This is a genomic window from Bacillus sp. FSL H8-0545, assembly GCF_038006105.1.
GTDB lineage: Bacteria > Bacillota > Bacilli > Bacillales > Bacillaceae_G > Bacillus_A > Bacillus_A cereus_U.
Genome location: NZ_JBBOUO010000001.1, coordinates 2366039 through 2389149 on the forward strand (window position 1 = coordinate 2366039; position 23111 = coordinate 2389149).

A 23111-nucleotide genomic window follows, 5' to 3' on the forward strand; every position below is an offset into this window, starting at 1 on the left:
ACGTATAACGAAACGTACGTTCTTTGTTGTGTATGAGAAAGAATTTACTTAAACAAAACAATTTACAAATACATAATATTAGTTTTAGCTGCTGCTAAATGAATTCTATTTTATATATATAAATAATAAATTTGAAGAATTTATGAAATGTATTGTATTAAAGATGAAAGGTAAAACGATATAGATTACACTAATAACAGCTAGAATAACAACATACGTATATTGTTAAACGTAAAAAGGAGAACTAATGAAAAAGAAATATATAAATCAAATTCATACTGATGTAAGTTTTAAACCAAAAGATATTATAGGTTTAATGACTGATTACTTTAAAATAAAAACAAAGTTGCGACCTATAAAGAATTTACCTATTGTTTTATCGAATAAAGATAATGAGTCTTTAGATAGTGTTACATGGTTTGGACATTCTGCTGCTCTTTTAAAAATAGAAGGTAAAAAGCTGTTATTAGATCCTATGTTTGGCGATGCCTCTTCCCCATTTCCTATTTTTAATAGTAAACGTTATAGTGGTGCTTTTTCTTTAGAACGTGAAGATCTTCAGGAAATTGATGCGATTATCATTTCGCATAATCACTATGACCATTTAAATTACAAAAGTATTATGCAGTTAAAAGATCGTGCAAAGCACTTTTATGTTCCGACTGGAGTTGCGCGTTATCTTATTAAATGGGGTGTTTCACCTAGTAAAATTAGTGAGCATAATTGGTGGGATGAAATTACGTTTGATAATATTAAATTAGTTTGTACACCTGCAAGGCATTTTTCTGGACGAAGTATGACAGATAGAGATAGTTCGTTATGGTGTTCATGGGTTATCCTTGGTCAAGAAACGAAAGTCTTCTTTAGTGGTGATAGTGGATATGCTCCGCACTTCAAGGAAATTGGTAATAAATACGGTCCATTCGATCTTACTTTAATGGAATGCGGGCAATACGATACGAGATGGTCTGCAATTCATATGTTGCCAGAAGAAACAGTACAAGCTCATATTGACGTTAAAGGAGGATTGCTTGTTCCTATTCATTGGGGTGCTTTTACATTATCATTACATGAATGGAGTGATCCAATTGAGCGAGTTACGAAAGAAGCAAATCGTTTAGGGGTTAATATTGCAACGCCGCAAATAGGTGAATCTATTACGTTGAAAGCTAAAGATTATCCTACTTCAGATTGGTGGCGAGAAGTATAATCATAACAAAAAGCGAACTATATTAAATAGGTTCGCTTTTTGTTAATTCACTTATTTTGGAGTTCTCTTATATCTACTGGAATTGCATTTTTCATCTTTTCTTTAGTCCAATATTCTGTAGGGTCTTCTAGATGGTTTGAATCTTGAATAGTTAATGGGATATTTGGAGCTTTTTTAAATTGAGTAAGAGTATCTTTTTTACTAGATGCTGCAAAAGCTAAATAAATAATTGAGGATAATATAATAATCATACTAGTGGTATATATCCAAAATAAAAGCTTTTCTTTTTTCATGAATTCCTCCTTCTTATATATTCCCCACTTAAAACAAATATTTACTATAAAGTATTCTTTATAAACTTCTCAAACTTCCCATGTGATGTTTCAATTTGATTTGTTCTCCACATAATGAATCTCTCCTCAAAATAATGAATTCATTGCTGTGTTTTCTAGATTGCTTCTCCCGAATTAAATGACAAGCTCTTTTTCTTTTAGTTCTTTAAACTCATAGGATAGTAATTTATGGTTTGATAAAACACAAATATGTTCTAATATAGCTTCATTGTTTAGTACTTCAGGTAAAAACTTAGGTATCATTTCTCCTACACTGGAATTATAGTCGCTTAATATCCAGGACACGTTCCTCCAATCTAAAATCCCTTCAGATACCTTTTTAGGCGTGTCATATGTAAACTCGTAAGGTAGTTCTATTACATAAACATATATGCCACCAGAATATGAGGAACCCTCCCATTTAATAATGCCTTAAAATTGAATTTGATTTTGTTCAACATCTATATTTGTTTCTTCTTTTATTTCACGAATCGCATTTTCTAATGGTGTTTCTCCTTTTTCTATCTTCCCTCCTACCCCATTCCATAATCCTTTTACAGGGTCATATTCCCTATTTAACATAAGTATCTCTTCATTTCTTTTTATAAAACATAAAGTATGCTTGTACATAATTTAATTCCTTCCTTTGTTCTTAATAAGTTCTAACAGGCGATATTAAATATACTGCTGCAGATTGTTCACCTGCTTCAATTAATATCGGTCTCATGGAACCGCCAAAACTTAAAGTAACTCTATCTTCTTTTATTGCTTTTAAAGTATCGACCATATATCGTCCATCGAAAGATATATTTAATTGCTTTTCACCTTGAATAGCATCTATTTGTTGTGTCTCGGATATTTTACCAATCTGAGAAGCGTTAGAAGAGATTTGTATTGTGGATTCGTCAATGATTTCTAAGTTAACGTTGTTGTTTGCCCATTCACTAGCTAATAAACTTGACCGATCTACACCTTGTAAAATCTGTTTTCTATCTATATTAATAACCGTTTGGGATTCATTTGGAATTAGGCCGGATATATTAGGATATTTCCCTTCAATAAGCCTTGAATACAATGTAATTGTACCGAATTTAAAGATAATGTGACTCTCTGAAAGATATATGTATACTAAATTTGAATTACTGTTCATTAATTTTAGTAATTCACTAATAGTGGAACTTGGTACAACGCAATTCAATTTCGCATGTGAAGAAATGGTTATTTCACGTAAAGCCAGTCTGTGCGAATCAGTAGCAGCACAAATTAATTTGTTATGATCAATAACGAAATGTACGCCAGTAAGAACGGGTCTAGATTCATTTTTAGCTGCTGCAAAGACAGTTTGTTTAAAGACTTCAATTAATTGTCCCATCTCAACTTGTATTTCCGCATGTTCGTCTATAAATGGTACATTTGGAAATTCGTTTGCCGAGAATCCATTTAAGTTTAAAGTAATTTCATCTGATTGAATTGTAATCAATTGCTCATTCATACTTTTTATTAAAATATCACTTGGCATTTTCTTAATAATTTCAATGAAATATTTTGCTGGTACAACAATACGCCCTGCTTTTAAAATAGTTGCAATTTGTACACCTTCAATTGAACTAGGTATAAATTTTTCAATGAAAATATTCGAATTACTTGCGATTAAAGTAATTCCAAATTGATCTGCTGTTATTTTAATTCCGGATAATATAGGAATTAAAGTTTTTGCTGAGATAGCTTTACTTACTTCTGAAAGAGCTTGTGTAAAGTGTTTGTGATTAACGATAAACTCCATTTTTCCCCCGCCTTAAATGAAATACTATCTTTATGAAGATTGATGAATAATAGTTCCATTAAAAATATAAGGAACTGTTTCTTTCTTTTGTAAAACACCTTTTAAGTGTTCTGGTATACGTAAATAAGGTTCTGCTGAATCTAATTCCATCCAGGTAATCTCTTCAATCTCTTTTGGCCGTGATATACAGATTTCCCCTCCGATTATTTCTCCTAAAAAATTAAAGAAGATTGCATGATGTCCTCTCTCCTCAAAAAAGGCTTCACTAATGGAACAAACCCCTTTTACGGATATATCTAGCCCTGTTTCTTCTTTTATTTCACGAATTGCTGCCTCTTCTAACGTTTCACCGAATTTAACTGCTCCACCTGGTAAAGTGTAATAAGAACCATTTTTCCCTTTGTTTTTAACCATTAATAGCTTTTCATGAGTTTCATCATATAGAAGCGCGTATGTAACATTTACTTTTTTCATATGTAACCCCCTTGAATGGTAAAAATTTTCTGTCTTTATTTTATTCTATCATTAAATTGTTTGGATTCATAAAAAGTAATTTGAGTAAATAACTAATACGAAACGATATCGTGTTCATAGACACACAAAAGAAAAGAGCATATTTTGAAAAAGATTAATCATAATACACTCTTTAATGATTCATTTATAACCTTTTTTCTAAATAGTAATGATTATGTCTTTTAGGATGATCTTCACTTACCCCTATCACTTTATACCCATGCTTCTTATAAAAATTAGGGGCTTGGAAACTAAAAGTATCTAATTTGATTAGCCTACATTCTTTTTTAATTACAAATTCTTCAATAAGATTCATTAAATTGCTTCCGTAACCTTCGTGCCTGTATTCTTCAGAAACCCATAGGAAGTCAACATGTACATGGTGCCAAAATGTGATTGCCGTTATCCCTCCTACTATTTCTTCTTTTTCATTTTTCACTATAAAACTAATCTTTTCTGAAGGTGTTTTTTCTTCATTTGAAAGTTGTTTTTGGTTATATTCAATTACTTTTTCTCTTATGTAATCACTATCTTCTTGTACCCATTGCTTTACTATTTGCATTTTAACTATCACGCCCCTTTACATTATTTATTCAATTTAATAATCGGAATGTCCTATCTTCTTTAATGTTAGATTATGAAATAAGTACAAGGATAAAATTAGATTTTTTGAATGTCATCCATTATTTATACATTTTTTTGTAAAGCAAAAGAGCCCTAGTATAAGGACTCTTTCTTAGCATTAAGCTATTTTTCGATTTAACGATTTGATTTCCTTCTCCTTTTCTGCATTTGGAGGGCGGATTACTATAGAGATAACGAAAGATATAACACATAGAACACCGATTGTAATGAATGTTGGTTGAAATCCACCAAGTAGTGCCCCAATGAATGATCCTGCAAGTGCACCAAATCCGAAACCTTGGTAAACAATCCCGTAGTTTGTACTATGGTTTTTTAATCCGAAGAAGTCTCCCACAATTGCTGGGAAGATGGTGATGTTACCACCAAAGCAAAAGGCAACACTTGCTACACAAGCAAAATAAATCCCGTAATTTAGTGGAATGAAACTTAAAGTGAAGACGGACAATCCAATAATAATAAATGTAGCAGAGACGATTTTTAATCGACCTATTTTATCTGATAACGTTCCAAGAATAATTCTACCTATTGTATTAAAGATTGCAATCATTGCGACGGCATTAGCGGCAGTCGCTGCACTAAGACCAACGAGCTGCACCCCAATGTCTTTTACCATACCGATTAAATATAAACCACCCATACAGGAAGTAAATAGCATGAAAAACAAGAAATATACTTGTTTAGTTCGCATCATTTCACGCGGAGTATAGTCATTGTGTAATGTTTCAGTTGCGGTGTTACTTACAATTGCTTCACGTAAGAAGAACGATCCGATTAATACTAAAAGTAAGACGATAATACCCCAATATAAAAATGCTTGTGATACACCAAGACTATCGATAAGATTTCCGTTTACATATCTAAAAATTAAGCTACCCATTCCATATGCTGAAACAGATATACCAGAAATAAGCCCTTTACGGTTTGGAAACCATTTAATTAAATTAGATAGTGATGTAATATATGCTGTTCCATCAGCATATCCAACGACAACACCGGCTAATAAATAAAGTAATGGTAATGAGGAAACTTGTGAACTAAGTATTAAACCGAGTCCTAAAACAATTCCAGCTGTAGCGATCAGTTTACGAAGTCCAAATTTTTGTTGTAGCTTTCCTGCAAATAGAGTTGAGAATGATAAAGAAAAACTCGTAATTGAGAAAGTGATCGCGACTGAATTGAGGTTCCATCCAAACTTACTTACAAGGGGTTGATTAAATAAACTCCATGTGTAAATTGTTCCTAGGCCAATTTGAACAATGATTGTACCTAGAACAATTAACAACGGATTTATAGATGTTTGTTTCATACTAACTGTCCCCTTCTTTTATCATGACATGAATTTTCACAGTTAGTATATCCATGATAAATTGCAAGATACTGTACGGAAAATGGAAATTAAGTTAGCTTACACAAAAAGACACTTCGTCAAGAAGTGTCTTTTTGTAGGTTATATACAGCATTTAAAGAAAGCTTTGTTAAGATAAGACATTTTCGAATGCTTATGTACATATGTTATCAAATAATTTGCTGAAAGTGATGAGACTTAAGACGTATTTTTCTTTCATAAATAAGTCGGAGAGAAAATTAATATTCAATTTCCTCGAAGTCTTTCGGTTGCGGAACAGTTTGCATATTAGCTGCATCTTTCGGATCGCTATAAATCGCGTTTTGTTCTGTGTTTACATCCTTTATATTTTGCTTTTTATTTTTATTCACTTCATTTTTCATTAAAGTTCACTCCTTTTTATTATAGGAGTAGTTATGCCCTAACCACATTATTTTTACTGCTGCTAAATGTATCAGCGACTAAATTGCTAAATTCACGTAAATAATATAAATAATTATCCCCACCATAGTTGTATCTTTTATTGTACATTTTAGCAACGACGACATTATATTCTGGAATGACTAATATCGTTGGTCCTGTAATTCCTAATATTTGATAGGAACCTTTAGGAACTCGCTCACCAAGTTCACTAAATAAAGCAGGTTCATTTTGAACGAACCAAAACAACCCGTTTTGAGGTAGTTCTTTATTTGTATACTCTGGACTTTGTAAGCTCGTAGCAAGTGCTATAACTTCTTTTGGGACAATTTGTTTACCATTTAAAAACCCGTTATTTAAATGCAGGTTCCCCCAGTATGCAAATTCTCTCGCAGAGACAAACAAATTTTTCTCGGAGCCGTCATCTACTGCACCAACACTATTTATGGCATCTTCATTTGGATTTACAACAACCTTAACTAAATTATCATCTTGCTTTATTCTCCATCCAGTTTCTTTGAAATCAGCAGGTATGAATACACGCTCCTTTAATAGTTCAGGAAAACTCTTATTATACAGCTGATAAATAAGCTGCGTGACCATTCTTACATTAATATCTCTGTACGCCCAAGCTTGTCCCGGCTCAAACTCACGAAAAACTGTCCCATCATTAGTTTCATTTAAACCGTGTGAATGAGTTACTAAATGTCTTATCGTTGTTTTACCGAGTAATGAAGGATCAGGTTTTTCAAAATAATTTACTGCCTCGTCATCAAGAGATTTTATTTTCCCCTCATAAACTGCATAAGCTACCATTAATCCTAAATAGCTTTTTCTTGCGGAAGCGACATTGAACTGTGAAGATATGTTTACTTTTTTACTAGTAGAAATATTTGAATGCGTTCCACTATAATGCTCGAGCACAATCTTATTATCTTTAATAATACAAAGTGCTGCCGCAGAACTTTGATTTGTCTCTTTAATGTTTTCTACCCATGAAATTAATTTTTCATATTTGTACAAATAAATATCCCCCTAAAACATATAAAAATGACAGCATGAAAGAAAAGTTTCAATACATTATAACTTTGCATCTGCACTTTTCTTTCATGTGAAATATTATAGATCAATAATACTTAAATAACCCACCAGTTCCAGCAATTAGAACAGCTGAAACAACCAACGCAGCCTACACAACCTACACAACCGCCGCAACGTCCGCCGCCACAACCACCACAGCGACCACCACAACCGCCACAACGTCCGCCGCCACCGCATCCGCCACAACGACGTGCATCGTCTTGAATGTAGTAATATGGATATTGATTTTGTTGCTGATCCCAATAAACAACATTACCAGGTTGATAAGCATTAAGGTTTAATGCTTGTAGTTCTTGTTGAAACTCATTCATTATGAAACCCTCCATTTATAAATGTGAATTCCGTCCATATCTTTAAGTTTATTTACTTTTAAAAATAAAGTAGAAATAAGGCTATAGACTAAATGCGTACATCAACAAAATATGACTTTACACTAGGTGATGTACCTTGTTTATGAGCCTATTTTCTTTATATTCTTTTAGTGGACGTAATTAATATAAATAAAGACAATTAAAAGTTACTAATCCAGCAAGTTAATAGTTCATCACTTAATTTTCTTTCTAGTAATTCTTTTACGGAAGGTGTTGGCATTATTGTATAGGAGTTTATATTTTCTTTATTAAAATCAATCCAGTGAAATGCTAAATGGGACTCTTTAGATATTGGAGTAAAATCTGATTTTAACTCATTTGAATCTATTTCAAAAATGTGGTTAATTTCATGGTGAAGGGTTTCTTTGGCTTGCCATTTATTTTCTATGACGCCTAAAAATTGTTTTATACTGCAAGTTACTCCAAGTTTTTCTCGTAACTCTCTTAGTAGTGCATTCTCTGCTGATTCTCCAATTTCAACATGGCCACCGGGTAAAAAATAGTGATGTCCTATGTATTCAGCAACTAGTAATTTTTCATCTTTTATCATGATAGCTCGTACAATATGATGGAATTTACTTTTCATTTTGTATTCCTCCTAATCATTCACTTTATACTTGCTCAAAAATTGTCATTTAAAAGCGGGATAATATAAATCATAGGTGCTTCATATGGATGAACATTATTAATAACTGGAAGATAACATTTTACATGTTCTAGTTTACAATTTAATTGAAACTAATAATCTTGATAAACGATTCTAAAAAAGAGTATGTTTATGAAAATAAATCATCGAAACATACTCTTAATATTTTTAGCTGATTCATTCTTTTACAATAAGGTTTGATTAGCCCTATTCTTTGCGGCCTCAAAATCGAAGCCGTAGCTAAAGTATGCAATCACTACTTTTCCCTAAGCAAATCTATTCTCTATTTCAAATTTACCTGCCTGTACAAATTTTAGACTCTTAACGAACCACGAAAGCCTCTTGCGGCATAGTAAGATTCTGCCCCATTGTGATACACAAAGACGTGTCCAAAGCGATAATCGCAAAAAAGGGCACCGCCAAGTTCTCTAATATCAGAAGGTGTTTGCACCCAACTCGATGTCTTTAAATCGAAATTTCCAAGATTTTGCAACGCCCGATATTCTTCTTCCGTTAATAGTTCAATGCCCATGGCAGTTGCCATATCAATAGCGTTATTTTCTGGTTTATGTTTCTTTCTTGATTCTAGCGCTTCAAGGTCATAACAAACACTTCTACGCCCTTTAGGACTTTCTGCTGAACAATCATAAAAAATGTATTCGCCTTTTTCTTTATCAAAATCAACAACATCAGGTTCGCCACCAGTTCGTTCCATTTCATTGAGCGACCACAACTTTTCAGCATTAACATCCAGCTTCTCTTGAACATTAGCCCACTCTAGACCTGTATGGCGGTTCATGTTATTCTCAAAACGATCTTTCAATGTTTGTAGTAATTCTTCACGTTGCTCTAGTGACAACTCCTTTTTATTACTTTCTTTCATATTAGTTCCTCCCATGATGTTTTTATTAATGATAGTTTAAGTATATATAAATACTGTTTTATAATAAAATGTTTAAATAATTTTGTGAATTCGGTTTACAATAATTTATATGATTTAGTAAAATCACTTCTCCGCAATAGGACCCTTTAACGGAACAACTTATTGTTTCTAAACAGTTTCTTAATCGATCTTTCAATTCTAGATGTTCTTTTCCTTTTCACTATAAATACACGATATAACTTTATTCAAAACAGTACATCTTTATTTCAACAACAATAAGCGATATACTTCCTCACCGTCATATACATTTCCTAATGGTTTAAAACCATAACCTTCATATAGTTTCTTTGCAGAAATATTATCTTTATGGACAGTTAATCTAATTTCCTCACACTCTTTAAAGTTATTTTTTATTAAGTTAATGAGTTCCTTTAATGCTGCTTTTCCATATCCTTTTCCTTGCTCTTTTTCATCAATGATAAATCCGTTAATCCAATACATATCTGTTGATTCTCGTACATAAGCGTGCATAATAAAACCAACTATAAGGTCGCCATCATATATAGCGAATGGAACATATTCGACATTTTCACCATCTGGTTTTATGTATACTTTAGCAAGTGATACTGCCACTGCCGGAACAAATTGCATTTGATTTTCTTTAACTTGTAATTTCAATGCGTCTTCCCAATTTTCTCTCGTAACAATTTTTAATTGGACGTTCACTATTTTAAGCTCCTTTAAAAAAGAATTTATCTTTTATATTCAACGGAGTGAAATGATTCCCTTTTTCGACAGCACCTTATAGCATTATTTTTATAAAGTCTCGAATAAATTCTTTTTCATCTAATTCTAATGCTATTTATTATAGATATTTTCCGCTCTCGATTTTTTTATAATTATCTTTTTTAAATGTTAAATGAGTAATTATAACCCCTAATATAGTAATTACCCCTCCAACTATCGAAACAAAAGTTGGCACCTCACCTAACCATATCCAAGCGATAATACATGCAGCTACTGGTGTTAAATATAAAGAACTTGTTGCTTCAGAAGCACTGGAATGAGATGTAATATATGCTAATGTAATATATGGAAGTACTGTCGGGAACACACCTAAATATATAATACTCAAAGTAACTTCTATATGACTATGGATCAAGTTCTTTATCTCAAAGAGTTGCTGCAGAATGGTTAATCAAAGGTTTTTATGAGGAGCACGTAGCAAACGTAAGGATTCACCTAAAAGAGCGAAGACGAATAATGATACAAGCCTTAAATAAGTATTGTGCAGATATTGCCACGTGGGATATTCTTAGCGGCGGATTTTTTATATGGCTAAGGGTGATACCTAACATTCCGATGGAAAAACTGTTTTCAGAAGCATTATCAAAGGGAATTCTTTTAAATCCGGGACGAATTTATGAAGAGAAATCAGATCAGTACATTCGTTTATCGTATGGCTATGCTTCCCCTGAACAATTTACTCAAGGTATTTACATATTAAGTGAATTGATTAGTGAGTTGATGGAATAACAAAAATCCTCTTTAATGTAAAGAGGATTTTTGTTATATCTTATTTACCACAATCTCATCTCGTGTCCTAATAAAATGAGTTCTTTATAAGAATCACCGTCAATCTTTAGCGCTTGCACAAAAGATACCCTTATTTCAATATATTAAGTCGAACTAACAATGTTATTCAACTTTTCTCCTATACTGCAATACTATAAAAATAAAAAGGAGGAATTATTATGAGCATTTTCAATATTCTTTTGACCATTCACATATTATTTGGAACCATATGTTTAATTACGGGAATTGTAGCTATGCTTGCTCAAAAAAAGAAAGGGAAACATACGGAATGGGGCGAAATATATCATGCATCCTATGTTGTAATAACTCTTACTGCAATTATATTGTCTATTATAAATTGGGATAAAATCGCATATTTATTTTATGTAGCAATTTTCTCTTATTCATTTGCGATTTATGGCTATCTTGCAGGAAAAAAGCGTTGGAAAAATTGGATTCATCACCATATTAGAGGTATGTTAGGCTCCTATATCGGTGCCGTTACCGCACTTTTAGTAAACATCGGAATTCATATTCCCATTATTAATTTACTGCCGCCTATATGGTTTTGGTTTTTACCGACGTTAATCGGTATTCCTCTCGTAGTCAGTGTATCAAAAAAATATAAAAAACAAAGGAAAAATTAATTGCATTTTGGTTAATTTCTAATTTATTTTGATATTCTATATAGTGAATTGAATATTTTGTTTTTGCACTAAGGACATGGAATGGAAGAAAAATAAAAGGAATCCAAGCTTTAAAATGTACCCTATAGAATAGACACTGAAAAAAAAGTCTATTCTATAGGGTATTTCTTGTATAATGAGAGAAAATTGGGATCGGAGAAAGTTCAAAATGACAAAAAAGCTATTTACAGAAAGAGACATTCAAATTCTATCAAATAACCCCTACATAAAATCTGTAAGTCAGAAAGGTATCACTTATACAGATGAATTTAAGCGTATTTTTATTGAGGAAAATGAGAAAGGAAAACTACCTCGAAATATTTTTGAAGAATGTGGTTTTGATATAGATATGATTGGAATGAAACGAATTATGTCATCAGGAAGTAGGTGGCGTGCTGCTTACAGAAAAAATGGTGTATTTGGTTTGCGAGATACACGCACCCAAAACGCGGGAAGAACTCTTGAGAGAGAGCTTACGTTAGAAGAGAAGTATGCTCGTTTAGAAGCCGAACGGAACTTACTAAAGGCAGAAAATGAATTGTTAAAAAAGATCAAACTTATGGAAGGGAGGATGAGAAGGAAATAACGTTATCACCTAGTCAGAAATATATCCTGATTCGTTCTGTCATCATAAAATATAACTTAAGAAATATGGTGAGTTATTTGTGTAAAGTAGCTGGTGTATCCCGTTCGGGATACTATAATTATTTTTCCATTTCATCTCAAGAACAACGGAAACAAAAGAACAATCAAGATGAAATCGTGAAAGAAATCATATTAAAAGCACTTCGATTTAGAAATCGAAAGAAAGGGGCTCGTCAAATAAAAATGACATTGGTGGGTCATTTTCAAGTTGTCTACAATTTAAAGCGTATCCGTAGAATCATGAAAAAATATGAGATTGTCTGTCCGATTCGGAAAGCAAATCCTTATAAAAGAATGCTGAAAGCTTCAAAAGAACATCGAGTAGTGCCGAATCAATTAAATCGAGAATTTAAACAAAACACCCCAGGAAAAACGCTTCTTACAGATATCACTTATTTAGTTTACGGTAAGAATAAAAGAGCTTATTTATCTACAATTTTAGATGGATCAACCAATGAAATTTTAGCTTACCATGTTTCAGAACAGATGACATTAGACCTCGTAATAACAACTCTTCATAAACTAAAACGGAATAAGAAGATTCGATTGACTGAAGGTGCATATATTCATTCAGATCAAGGAGCCCACTACACAAGCCCTACCTACCAAAAATTAGTCAAAAAGCTAAAGCTCGGACAATCTATGTCAAGAAGAGGGAACTGTTGGGATAACGCTCCACAAGAATCATTTTTTGGTCATCTGAAAGATGAAGCACATATAAAACCTTGCGAGTCTTTTACTGAGTTGAAACAAGAGATTAAGAAATATATGACGTACTATAATCACTATAGATATCAATGGAATTTAAAAAAGATGACTCCTGTTGGATACAGAAATCATCTTCTTGATGTTGCCTAACTTTTTTAAAAATGTCCTTTACAAAGGGTACAGATTACTTTTGGATTCCTTTTATTTCTGTTTCTTTAAGGCATAAGTGTATCCAAACGATCTGGATAATTAGTAAACATCCCGTCGACGCCCCAAGAAATTAACTTTTTCATATCTTTTTCATTATCTACTGTAAATGGATGAACTTCTAATCCATAATTCTTTATTTTTTTTACGTAGGCTGCATCAATATATTTGTAATTCATACCAAGACCTATGCAGTATGTTTTATACTTTTTTATTTCTGATTCTGTTAATTGAACTGCTTTTTTATATGATAATAATTGTACTAGCGGTATATTGGCATTTAAATTATGAATCTTTCGCAGACTTTCTTCACTAAATGATTGAATAATAACTTTATCATTTATTTGGTAGTGATTAATAATTTCTAATAGTTTTTCTTCCATTCCAGGATATTCATCTGGCGATTTTGTTTCGATATAATAGTTAGCATTATGTCCAAACGTTTCAATAATTTCTTCTAGTGTTGGAACTTTAGCACCTTCAAATTCTTCCTTTGCTAAATTGGAATTCTTTTTATTGAAAAAAGATCCTGCATTTAGTTTCTTTATTTCTTCTAATGTATGTTCTTTAACTAATCCCATACCGTTTGTTGTACGGTTTAATGTTTCATCATGCATAGCTATTAAATGTCCATCTTTTGTCATTTGGAGATCTACTTCTATATAGTCACCTTTTAATTGTTGTCCTAATGTATAAGCCACTATTGTATGTTCTGGTGCATATGCAGAAGCACCTCTATGCGCAATGTTTTTTATATGATTTGATTGATTAGTAGCTTTTATATAATTATGTTCATTTACTTGTTGAAAAACAAAGATGCTTATTACTGTGAAGAAACAAATGATTGTAATTATAGATGTTTTTTTCATAACGGTATGTTAACTCCTATATTTAAAACAATTTGACTTGGATGATTTACTCAAATAAATGCCGATTTTCAAAAACAGTCATTTGTCCTACAACTTGAAAGCCTGATTTTTTATAAATATTTATTCCATCAGGTGAAGCTTGTAATACGCAATACGTATTTTTTAGTTGTTTAGCTTCTTGCAGTAAGAAATTAAACATAGTAGAGCCGAATCCTTGTCCTCTCATTTCTTCTTTAGTCGCAATATCATAAATACCGACACTATCTTTCGTACATACTAAAGAGCCAACAGATACTACCTCACCTTTATAAAGACCTAAGTATAGTTTCGTGTCATCGCTATTCCATAAATCTAAAGAAGAAATTTGATTATAGTATGATTGAACATTAGAGCCTTCCGCTGATGTACCGAATAAAGCCGCTAATGTTTCGCCAAATTTTTGTATTTGTACCGGCGAAGTTGCTTTTTGTATTGTAAAACCTGCTGGTATGTCTATTGTAGGAAGAATTGTTTGTAAATCTGCAACCATTGCAATATTATTTTCTGCTTCTATTAATCTAAGTTTTAGTAACTCGTTCTTAAGTGTATTCTCTCGCTTTGCATCCCAACACCAAACACTCATGGGGAACCCTTTTTGATTAAAGTATTCTATCTCCGCACATAATTCCTCGTTTCCTTCCGTTAAGTTGTTGTTTAATAAAGTAATAATATTAAATGTATCTGTAGGTAAACCACAGTTAACGGCAATATAATCCTTCGTTTTCTTTACACTCATTCCTTGCACATGTCGAGCAACATATGTAGTTTTATATGTAAAATTATCTATAAGTAACTTTTGATAATTCATCAATCGTGCTCCTTTCATAGAAAGTAATAATTTAATAACTCCTATATTAAATATAACATATAAGAAATTTCACTTAATCAATGATATCCCCCTTTTTAACCCCTTTATATCACACGATGTAGCATAATAAGAATTAAAAATGATATAACATTGTCGGAATGAAAAAAGTGGTATATAATAAATATTAACATTACTAGTAATTATTTTAGGTATTCCTAGAATAAAGGAGCGATACATATGAAAATTACTATTTATTTCGGAAGTCATGAAGATCAAGATGTTCGTACTATGGACTGTCATTTAGATGTAGAAGATACAGAAGAGATTGTTTCTGTATCATAATATAAATAATCGGGATGAACCCTATTCCCTACAGCGTTTAAGACACCTTTTACAGGTGTCTTTTTTATTGTTTTTTCATCAAAAACCCTTTACTTTAGAGCGTTTTAATAGTAAAATATAAATATACGAACAAACGTTCTTTTTGATTTATTTGTACATGAAGGGATGATTTTAACAATGGCTCAAGCAAAGCGCAGAGGAAGAAAAAAGCAAACACCTATTATTTCAAATACAGGCTTTATCGGCTCTGTCTTTATTGATACATTGGAGTTACAAAAGAAATCCTATTATTTCGCTCGTAAAAAACTTCAAATTGTTCATCACGTACTAGATGGTCTATCTGGGGCAACGAGTGCATTATTTAAAGAACATAATATCTCCGCATACATGTCATGTGTGTATTTACATAAACAAAAGAAAATCGGCTTTGTTCTTTCAACAAAACCGTTTGAACAAAGTGATGGGTTTGCTTACTTTATAAATTATTTAATCGAAAAGAATTTTTACGGTAACGAAGAAGTAGAATATCAAGAAGTATTTAATACAGGTTTTATTGGTGTAGTATTCGCGGATTTATCTAGTATAGATCGCTTTAATTTTGAGTTTGAAATGGGTATGTTAACGAAATTAATGAAAGATATGATTATTCCGGTTAAAGAGCTCTTTTTACGCCACAATGTACCGGCTTACATCTCCACTTCTCATTTAGAGGAGCAAAATAAATTAGGTTTCGTTCTATCTGTAAAACCATATGATGAACGTGCAGAAGCAGATTTATACTTCGAAACATATTTAAAAGAGCGCGGGTTATTTATTGGTGATGAAGAAGATGATATTGATAAGATTGTTATTAGAAAGACAGCTGAATTACGATAGAAAAGCACAGGATAATGATCCTGTGCTTTTTAAACATTTAACAATATCATTTAGTTACGTTAAACACTATAATCTGTTGAATGAATTTCTAAATTCAACTTATTTGAGTAAGCCTTATTCAAAATAAGAAATACTATCCCTCCTGCAATTGGAAGCATGTAGGCTGGAATATAATTTAATAATAGACCTGATAATGCCATTGCTATAGGCATCATCATTTTACCTATACTTAATCCAATACTGAGTACTCTTCCCCTATATTCATCAGGAATCTCTTTTTGCATGAAATAAGCTAAAGGAATATCAATTAGTGCTATCATTAGTCCTAAAAAGAACATAATAATGCAATACATAGTAACGTATACAAAATTATCTACTTCAATACTGTTGAATAAAACTGGAATCCCTGAAATTATCATAAAAATTGCCAACATAAAACTTGATTTTTTCAAAAGATAGGAATAAGAAAAACAATCAGTTATCTTTTTTACTAATATTGCACCAACTATCATTCCTACTGGAAAAGTCCCATGAATTATGCCAAATTGCTTCGAACTAAGATTGAGAACTGTGTTTATTATGTACGGTAATGGAACGATTACAGCAAAACCTAGGAAGAAATTAAGTGAAGTTAAAATACGAAACGTATTTTTTAAGCTTTCCCTTTCAATTAAGTAAGAAAACCCCTCTTTTATATCTTTAATAAAATTAATTTCTCTTTTTGAACATTCCTCATTTATGTTGTACTCGAACAATTTAAAGTGAATAAACAATATGGATATGCCCGAAAGAATAAATGAAATACCATTTATAATTATAAAAGTTTTTATATCTAATACAGCAAAAACGATGCCCCCTAACATAGGACCGAGAATTAAAGATACAGAATCGATAATTTTACTTATAGAGTTAATACTCATTAATCTCTCTTTAGACACGATATTTGGTTTTGCGGCTTCTAATCCTATTCCAAAGAATGTTGTAAATACCGACATAAGAAAGGTAGTAGCATAAATGATGAATAAGTTTAGTCCATAATTGCTGCTTAATATATAGACAGCAATTAATAAGCCTCCATTTAGTAGATCCATACAAACAACTAGTTTCTTTTTATCAACCTTATCTGCGATTACGCCGGCAAATGGATTCATAACAATCATTGGAATCGTTCCTAAAATGAGTGTAATTGCGAAATTTAATGCTGATCCGGTTATTTTTAAAACATATAATCCTAATGCGAAACTATAAATAGAGCTACCAAATATTGATATTGTTTTCCCAATTACATAGAGACAAATATTTTTTAGTTCTTGGTTGCTTTTTTCATTCTGTAACTGTATTCGTAAACTCTCCATAACTTTTCCCTCCCGCTTAACTTTGTATTACGTACAGTGTAAGTTCTCGGGTCAACCCAATATCAATATGCTAGTATTAAAAACTTTTAAAAGAAAAATTAAAAAAGATGGGGTTAACCCCATCTTTTTCCGAAAAATGAATATGTATAAATTTCTTCTCCTTGAACAAAGAAATCCTCGTATTTTCCTCCTCGTTCTATATATTCTGAAGTTCTTTCATCTATGGAATTAAACTGTAGCTTTTGGATTTCTCTCTTCACTTTTGAAGACGTAAAATTATCTCGAAATCTAGTTGTAATTTGGCTATTTATGCTGAAATTTTTAAATAAAATAAATGAACTTAATAAATAACAATCAGGTTTTAAAAGGGAATTTAATTCATGCAGCAAAAAGATTTCATTCTCAAAACTGTAATTACTTGTACCAGACTGATCAATTACAATATCAACAGAATGGTTCTGAATAGGTATACTTAAAAAATCAGCGCAAATAAAAAGAATGTTTCTTGTGGAGTTTCTTCTTTCAATTACATCTTTTAAAAATAGAAGTTTATTCAAATCTCGATCAACAGCAATATATAAGCAATCTTCTGGCAGCTCTTCATAAATATTTCGTAAAAAGAATCCAAAACCCGATCCTATATCAAGCAGTACCTTGTCATTTAAATCTAGTTGTTTTAATTTCTTTTTCGCCCATTCTCCTGCTCTATGTATATTCTCCAAATAAGAAGAATCAGTTTCATGGATATAATCTGAAATCGGATCTTCAAAAGAAGCCCTGTCAGACGTTTCAAACGATTTACCTGCTGTTAAAATCCCTGAAGTAATAACATACTCTTCGCCGCAATTACAAGTTAATTTCCCCTCCATAATTTGATTGCTATTAATAATTCCATCTTGAAGAATTAAATTTCCGCTACACTTAAAACATGTAAGAAAATTAAGTACCTTTAAATCTATCCCTAAAATTGAATTAGAAATCTCCGTTGTTATAGATAAATCATTTAACGCTGCCTTTAATTTATCTCTTCTTTCCTTTAAAATTTTTATTTCATGTTCCATCTTTTCATATTTCAATTTAAATAAAGATTGGTAAAAAGTATCTTTTTCGTAATTCATAGATTTTGCTAAACTTTTATAAAGAAAAAGTTCTTTAATTTCATTCAAACTAAATCCTAGCCATTTGTACTCTAATATAAGCTCTATATCTTTTTGACAATACTCATCAAAAAAATAATGGCCCCCCTTCTTTTCGGGGATAATTAGCCCGAGATCCATATAATGTCTAATCGTATCTATACTTAAATTATTTTTTTCTCCAAATTTACCGATTTTCATAATATCACTACCATTTTAATATTTGTTTATAAATACTTCTTTTCTAATCATAGAAAATCCTTTTATCTATCTATACATAATTATCTTTAGTATGGGGTAGATTCAATGAATACTTTATATTTGTTATAGAAAAAAATAAAAAACCCGCGAATTATTCACGGGTTTTACTCTTAATAACTAATTGCTATTGTACCTTCACCTGCATGAACAGCAAATGAAATTGGCAATGGATAAAGCTTGAAATCCATTTCAGGGAATGCTTGTTTAATATCTGAAATCCATTCTTCAGCTCCATCTTTATCGTTAGCATAGAACATATGAAGTACTTTTGGTAATTCTTTTTCAAGCTCATTTTTAATGTAGTCTCTACATTTTTGGATTTTACGCACTTTCTTTTCAAGTAAAAGTTCTCCGCCTTTTACTTCTAAGATTAAGTTGACACTTAATAAACTTCCAAGTAAAAATTGAACTCCCTTTACACGACCACTTGCATATAAACCTTTTAAGCTTTTTGGAAATACATAAAAGGGCCTTCTTTTTTCATCTACTAATGTTTTATGTATATCTTGTAAAGTCATACCATCATTGTATAACGTTTTAGCTTTTCTCAAAAGTTCATCCATTGGATAACTTGTCGTTTCACTATCTAATACAGTTAAAGGGAAACCTGCCATATCAGCAGCTAGCTTCATATTTTGATAAGTCCCACTTACTTTTCCGCTAATAGCAACTGCAAAGCCTTCTTCATATTCTTCTTTGCATTTAGTAAATAATTCTACCATTTCCCCTATGTTAGGTTGCGAAGTAGTAACTGTTCTTCCATCATTTAACGCTTCATAAAGACGTTTATGAACTCCTTCTTCACAATCCTTATAAGACACTCCATCAATAATAACTTCAATTGGGATAACAAAGTTATCACCATCTGTTGTAAAACTCGCAGTTGTACTATCAGTAAACCAAGCAACACGCTTCATGTTGTTCCTCCCTTATTCTGTTCCTCTTTTCTGACTTTTCTATATATTTATCTTACGAAAAGAGAATATCCCCTGTAATAGTAACAGGACTTTATTATTTTGGCTATAGTAGATGGATAATAAATGTGAATGTTTTTTGTCTATTTATCAAAAAAAAAGAAAACCACAAAATTTTCCGGCCTTCTTTTAACATTACATTACTTAAATGTTTCGTTATCTAAAATAACAACATAATCATTCGTCATTCGCCCCGCTTCTTTCGTATAACTGACGAGACGCTGGATGTTATCACAGCAAATTTTTGCTCCCCATACGAGTAACGGTACACCAATAAAATCAATATGAAATCTTCTAGAAAACAAACCGCCTAAAGTCATTGGCAATGGAACTGTTGGTGATGTATTAGAAAAAATAATCTTATCATTGTTTTGATAATGTTTTTGCAGAATTTCTCCTAAATGCTTCATGGCAGGTACAACGACCTTTGATGCCCCGCATCCAATTGTATATACAGGATTCCCATATTCATCTTGTCCATGAAAAATAATTTTCCCCATATCTTCTGTTTTCAATTTATTAAAGTACTCTACATTTAAAATTTCTTCTTTCGTTAACTTCCGATCAGTTGGTAATTTATTTAAATGATAAGCTGCAGCTAGCGAGGTTGTATGCGTTCCGCCGAAATCCGTGTAAATGAATATCATATTATCATCCCTTGTTGTAAAAGTTCAATATTATTTAGTATTACCGTTCACAGCGTTGTTAAACAAGGGACGAATGTATTTACGCTGTTTGTGTTAATTCATTATATTTTTTCCAAATATAATAGCGTCTACTAATTACGGTACCTAATGTGATACATAAAAAGGCATTCGTTACAACCATTAATATGTGGTGAGTACTGCCAGGAAACATACTTTGCTTAATCAAAACCTTTGCACCTAAAATAACAAGGAGAATAATTGTACTTAACCAATTTCCTTTTCGTAATACATGACCTGTTTCACTATCTAATCGAAATGTTAAAGCTTTTCCTCTAATAACTCCAAGACCCAATCCAATTCCGAGCATTGCAACGAATAATAGTACGTGCAATATATTTAATTGTCCCATATGAATAATGGACTGGATTGTTACAAAGCACAGCAAAGCCGGAATGAGCCAAATACGATTAATATTCACTTTGTATTCCTTACCTTGCATTAATACAATTATAAGAATAACAAATAGAATATCCATTTAGAGTCCTCCTATATACTTGTTTACCTTTGAAAATTATATTCGCCTCTGTTCATACCATACATGAAATACGATAGCTACTTTAATTTGTAAAATATGGAATGTGATTTCCCATTAGCCTTAAGCATTATTTATAAAAGTAAAAAGACGTACTTTCTACTCGTACGTCTTTAGTAGCTTTATTAGTATATTCCTAAACTGGTTTAAACTTTTATTTATCAATAAATTCTATACCTTTAGAGTTAGTTTTATCTAATACTTGAATGTTAAATGTAGCAGCTAATTTTAAAGTGATTTTATAAATGGAATATCCAATTATAGAACCTAGAACGTTACAGATTACATCATCAATATCGGTAATACGTCCCCATCCACTAACTAATGACTCGATTAATTGTAACAATTCTATACTAACCGATATGATAAAACCTAATAAAATAGTATTTTTAACTTTGTTGAATTTATTCCATATAAGTGGTGCTAAAAACCCTAAAGGCATTAATAATAAAACATTCCCGCCTACATTTCTTACGATTAGACCAATCATAAATAGGACATCACCATCATAAGCACTCCCTATTTGACCGATATCTTTAATAATTGATGCAAAAGGAATAATATTGATTGACCGATTAAGATTTTCAACACTAGAAGGAAACCCGATTGGTAAAGGGAATAAGGTTACTGCAACAACCATACAAATGTATACTGCAAATAGAAAACTAATTAATTCTTTCCACCAATTCACATGCTTTTTATTTTTGAACCCAATTAATATACTTCGGACAAATAAATAACAGATAACCCCAAAAATAATAAATAAACTATCGTTAATCATATGCAAATCGCTAACACATCCCTTTATCTTAATTATTCTATAGGACTTTTCGCAGGTTAGTTTTGTCATACGGAATAATGCATCTTTATATTATTGTAAATTCATTAAAGAGAAACCTTCATTTGCGGGATTTTCATATTTTTCTTTCCCTCTAAGTACATTGTCATAATATGCTGTATCTAAAAAAGATAACATACTGCAACATATCCAGCCTATTTCATCGTTTTTTATATGCTCTAATTTTTATATCCATGTAATTAAAAAACTCCTTCTATTTCTACCATGAATTTTTCGGGTCCTGCCCCTTTATTTGATGGAATAACTAATGTAATTCCTAAGTCCGGGTATACGGCCGAACGAAAACTCACGCCTGGATCATATCCCATTACATGATATTTAAAAATATTTTCTTGTCTTTTCTCAATCCATATTCCATAACCGTAAGACTGGCTATTATTCACCAAAATATGAGGAGTTAAAAGTAACTTCGTATATTCGTGGCTTAATATTTCGTTGTTAAATAGAGCTTCCCAAAATTTCACCATGTCTGGTGCAGTAATATAAGCACCGCCATCAGAACCTCCTTTTATGGGGATAGAGTATGCATTTGTTCTCCATTTTTGACTATTTACATCCTTTATATATCCGAGAGCTGTATGTTTTGGCAAATTATCTAAAGAGAAATAGCCTGAATCATTCATGCCAACTGGAACAAATATATTTCTTTCTATATATTCCGTAAATTCAAGTCCTGTCTGTTGTTCTATAATTAATCCAAGTATAATAAAACCTGCATTGTTATAGTAAAACTTACTTCCTGGTGTAAACATCATAGTATTGTTTTGGAATAAGGGTAAAAAGTCTTTTAAACTTTTTAAAAGATACATAGGGGTCTGTTTCCAAAGATCTTCAAAGTTATCCATGATACTTTCATCAAAATAATCTGGAATACCCGAACTATGCGTTAAAAGTTGATGTATTGTAATATCTTCATTAAAGTTTGGGAATTTAATATGTAGACAATCTTTTAACTTTGTATGAAAAGTAATTACACCTCTTTCAACAAGTTGACAGATACTGATAGCAGTGAACAATTTACATCCTGAGGCAATTCCGAATCTTGTTTGTAGTGTATTGTTTATACATTCACTTCGGTTAGCATATCCAAATGAATTTTCATAGATAATATCATCATCTTTTTTTATTAAGACTACCCCAGAAAAATCTATATTCCGATGTATTTCTTTTGCAATTTTCTCTATTTGATCTTTTGTTTTTATCATAATAACCACCCTTGTTTATCGATATTGTTCTTTCCCCTTATTATTTTTCCATATATAGGGGAAAGAACCCTCCTATTC

The 23111-nt window shown here is 31.6% G+C and carries 24 protein-coding genes and 5 pseudogenes; 5 read left to right on the forward strand and 24 right to left on the reverse strand.

Annotated elements, in window-relative coordinates:
* The first annotated feature begins 247 nt into the window (after positions 1-247).
* The gene (locus MHI07_RS12300) at positions 248-1210 is read left to right on the forward strand and encodes an MBL fold metallo-hydrolase (protein ID WP_215581883.1); all 963 of its coding nucleotides are present in this window, start codon (positions 248-250) and stop codon (positions 1208-1210) included.
* Positions 1211-1257: 47 nt separating this feature from the next.
* On the opposite strand, the gene MHI07_RS12305 is transcribed toward MHI07_RS12300, so the two are convergent.
* The 14 genes and pseudogenes from MHI07_RS12305 to MHI07_RS12370 form a co-directional block, all read right to left on the reverse strand.
* Positions 1258-1503 carry a hypothetical protein gene (locus tag MHI07_RS12305; RefSeq protein ID WP_215581885.1) on the reverse strand — a complete coding sequence of 82 codons (246 nt, stop codon included), beginning with the start codon at positions 1501-1503 and terminating at the stop codon, positions 1258-1260.
* A gap of 174 nt (positions 1504-1677) precedes the next feature.
* Positions 1678-2172: pseudogene (locus MHI07_RS12310) on the reverse strand (NUDIX hydrolase).
* A gap of 22 nt (positions 2173-2194) precedes the next feature.
* Positions 2195-3325 carry a DNA polymerase III subunit beta gene (dnaN, locus tag MHI07_RS12315; protein WP_340824037.1) on the reverse strand — a complete coding sequence of 377 codons (1131 nt, stop codon included), beginning with the start codon at positions 3323-3325 and terminating at the stop codon, positions 2195-2197.
* Between the two features lie 30 nt (positions 3326-3355).
* Entirely contained in the window at positions 3356-3799 is a 444-nt protein-coding gene (locus MHI07_RS12320; protein WP_340824041.1) for an NUDIX hydrolase, read from the reverse strand.
* A gap of 184 nt (positions 3800-3983) precedes the next feature.
* Positions 3984-4400, reverse strand: coding sequence for a GNAT family N-acetyltransferase (locus tag MHI07_RS12325; RefSeq protein ID WP_340824043.1), 417 nt, complete (start codon positions 4398-4400; stop codon positions 3984-3986).
* Between the two features lie 180 nt (positions 4401-4580).
* Positions 4581-5789: an L-lactate MFS transporter gene (locus MHI07_RS12330; protein ID WP_002161621.1), complete on the reverse strand. Its 1209-nt coding sequence runs from the start codon at positions 5787-5789 to the stop codon at positions 4581-4583.
* A 278-nt stretch (positions 5790-6067) separates the two neighbouring features.
* Positions 6068-6211: a hypothetical protein gene (locus MHI07_RS12335; protein WP_002013225.1), complete on the reverse strand. Its 144-nt coding sequence runs from the start codon at positions 6209-6211 to the stop codon at positions 6068-6070.
* 31 nt (positions 6212-6242) lie between these two features.
* Positions 6243-7271 carry a serine hydrolase domain-containing protein gene (locus tag MHI07_RS12340; RefSeq protein WP_215581895.1) on the reverse strand — a complete coding sequence of 343 codons (1029 nt, stop codon included), beginning with the start codon at positions 7269-7271 and terminating at the stop codon, positions 6243-6245.
* A gap of 113 nt (positions 7272-7384) precedes the next feature.
* Positions 7385-7660, reverse strand: a complete 276-nt coding sequence (locus MHI07_RS12345) for a heterocycloanthracin/sonorensin family bacteriocin (protein ID WP_219921178.1) — start codon at positions 7658-7660, stop codon at positions 7385-7387.
* A gap of 199 nt (positions 7661-7859) precedes the next feature.
* Positions 7860-8306, reverse strand: coding sequence for an NUDIX domain-containing protein (locus MHI07_RS12350; protein WP_340824047.1), 447 nt, complete (start codon positions 8304-8306; stop codon positions 7860-7862).
* A 35-nt stretch (positions 8307-8341) separates the two neighbouring features.
* A pseudogene (locus MHI07_RS12355) lies at positions 8342-8455 on the reverse strand (cytochrome C biogenesis protein); the annotation flags it as partial.
* Between the two features lie 224 nt (positions 8456-8679).
* Positions 8680-9249, reverse strand: coding sequence for a DUF4256 domain-containing protein (locus tag MHI07_RS12360; protein WP_340824050.1), 570 nt, complete (start codon positions 9247-9249; stop codon positions 8680-8682).
* A gap of 261 nt (positions 9250-9510) precedes the next feature.
* Entirely contained in the window at positions 9511-9975 is a 465-nt protein-coding gene (locus tag MHI07_RS12365) for a GNAT family N-acetyltransferase (RefSeq protein ID WP_215581903.1), read from the reverse strand.
* Between the two features lie 139 nt (positions 9976-10114).
* Positions 10115-10396: pseudogene (locus MHI07_RS12370) on the reverse strand (EamA family transporter); the annotation flags it as partial.
* A gap of 2 nt (positions 10397-10398) precedes the next feature.
* On the opposite strand from MHI07_RS12370, the pseudogene MHI07_RS12375 reads away from it, so the two are divergent.
* Positions 10399-10785 (forward strand): annotated as a pseudogene (locus MHI07_RS12375) (aminotransferase class I/II-fold pyridoxal phosphate-dependent enzyme); the annotation flags it as partial.
* A 44-nt stretch (positions 10786-10829) separates the two neighbouring features.
* Here MHI07_RS12375 and MHI07_RS12380 read toward each other — a convergent pair.
* A pseudogene (locus tag MHI07_RS12380) lies at positions 10830-10907 on the reverse strand (DUF4269 domain-containing protein); the annotation flags it as partial.
* A 96-nt stretch (positions 10908-11003) separates the two neighbouring features.
* On the opposite strand from MHI07_RS12380, the gene MHI07_RS12385 reads away from it, so the two are divergent.
* Both MHI07_RS12385 and MHI07_RS12390 read left to right on the forward strand, forming a co-directional pair.
* Complete coding sequence (locus MHI07_RS12385; protein ID WP_002161613.1) at positions 11004-11471, forward strand: DUF2306 domain-containing protein; 468 nt, start codon at positions 11004-11006, stop codon at positions 11469-11471.
* Between the two features lie 208 nt (positions 11472-11679).
* Positions 11680-13013, forward strand: a protein-coding gene (locus MHI07_RS12390; RefSeq protein WP_215579587.1) for an IS3 family transposase whose coding sequence is annotated in 2 segments (ribosomal slippage) — positions 11680-12067 and positions 12067-13013 — 1335 coding nt in all. Because the reading frame shifts where the segments join, the coding sequence is not laid out codon by codon here.
* A 65-nt stretch (positions 13014-13078) separates the two neighbouring features.
* On the opposite strand, the gene MHI07_RS12395 is transcribed toward MHI07_RS12390, so the two are convergent.
* Together MHI07_RS12395 and MHI07_RS12400 are read right to left on the reverse strand one after the other, a co-directional pair.
* Complete coding sequence (locus MHI07_RS12395) at positions 13079-13939, reverse strand: glycerophosphodiester phosphodiesterase (protein WP_002161612.1); 861 nt, start codon at positions 13937-13939, stop codon at positions 13079-13081.
* A gap of 46 nt (positions 13940-13985) precedes the next feature.
* A complete protein-coding gene (locus MHI07_RS12400; RefSeq protein ID WP_340824055.1) occupies positions 13986-14786 on the reverse strand; it encodes a GNAT family N-acetyltransferase in 801 nt (266 codons plus the stop codon).
* Between the two features lie 519 nt (positions 14787-15305).
* On the opposite strand from MHI07_RS12400, the gene MHI07_RS12405 reads away from it, so the two are divergent.
* Entirely contained in the window at positions 15306-16004 is a 699-nt protein-coding gene (locus tag MHI07_RS12405; protein WP_016104985.1) for a hypothetical protein, read from the forward strand.
* A 59-nt stretch (positions 16005-16063) separates the two neighbouring features.
* On the opposite strand, the gene MHI07_RS12410 is transcribed toward MHI07_RS12405, so the two are convergent.
* The 7 genes from MHI07_RS12410 to MHI07_RS12440 all read right to left on the reverse strand — a co-directional run bounded on the left by MHI07_RS12410 (position 16064) and on the right by MHI07_RS12440 (position 23033).
* Positions 16064-17359 (reverse strand): MFS transporter, encoded by a 1296-nt coding sequence (locus MHI07_RS12410; RefSeq protein ID WP_340824058.1) that lies wholly within the window; start codon positions 17357-17359, stop codon positions 16064-16066.
* A gap of 113 nt (positions 17360-17472) precedes the next feature.
* Positions 17473-18696 carry a methyltransferase domain-containing protein gene (locus MHI07_RS12415; RefSeq protein ID WP_340824060.1) on the reverse strand — a complete coding sequence of 408 codons (1224 nt, stop codon included), beginning with the start codon at positions 18694-18696 and terminating at the stop codon, positions 17473-17475.
* A gap of 170 nt (positions 18697-18866) precedes the next feature.
* The gene (locus MHI07_RS12420) at positions 18867-19673 is read right to left on the reverse strand and encodes a DegV family protein (RefSeq protein WP_002110177.1); all 807 of its coding nucleotides are present in this window, start codon (positions 19671-19673) and stop codon (positions 18867-18869) included.
* 197 nt (positions 19674-19870) lie between these two features.
* Positions 19871-20377, reverse strand: coding sequence for a DUF3189 family protein (locus MHI07_RS12425; protein ID WP_002110178.1), 507 nt, complete (start codon positions 20375-20377; stop codon positions 19871-19873).
* A gap of 79 nt (positions 20378-20456) precedes the next feature.
* The gene (locus tag MHI07_RS12430; RefSeq protein WP_215581909.1) at positions 20457-20912 is read right to left on the reverse strand and encodes a DUF1453 family protein; all 456 of its coding nucleotides are present in this window, start codon (positions 20910-20912) and stop codon (positions 20457-20459) included.
* 211 nt (positions 20913-21123) lie between these two features.
* On the reverse strand, positions 21124-21750 hold the full coding sequence (locus tag MHI07_RS12435) for a VanZ family protein (protein ID WP_445661750.1): 627 nt from the start codon (positions 21748-21750) through the stop codon (positions 21124-21126).
* Positions 21751-22007: 257 nt separating this feature from the next.
* On the reverse strand, positions 22008-23033 hold the full coding sequence (locus MHI07_RS12440) for a serine hydrolase domain-containing protein (RefSeq protein ID WP_340824066.1): 1026 nt from the start codon (positions 23031-23033) through the stop codon (positions 22008-22010).
* Positions 23034-23111: the final 78 nt, after the last annotated feature.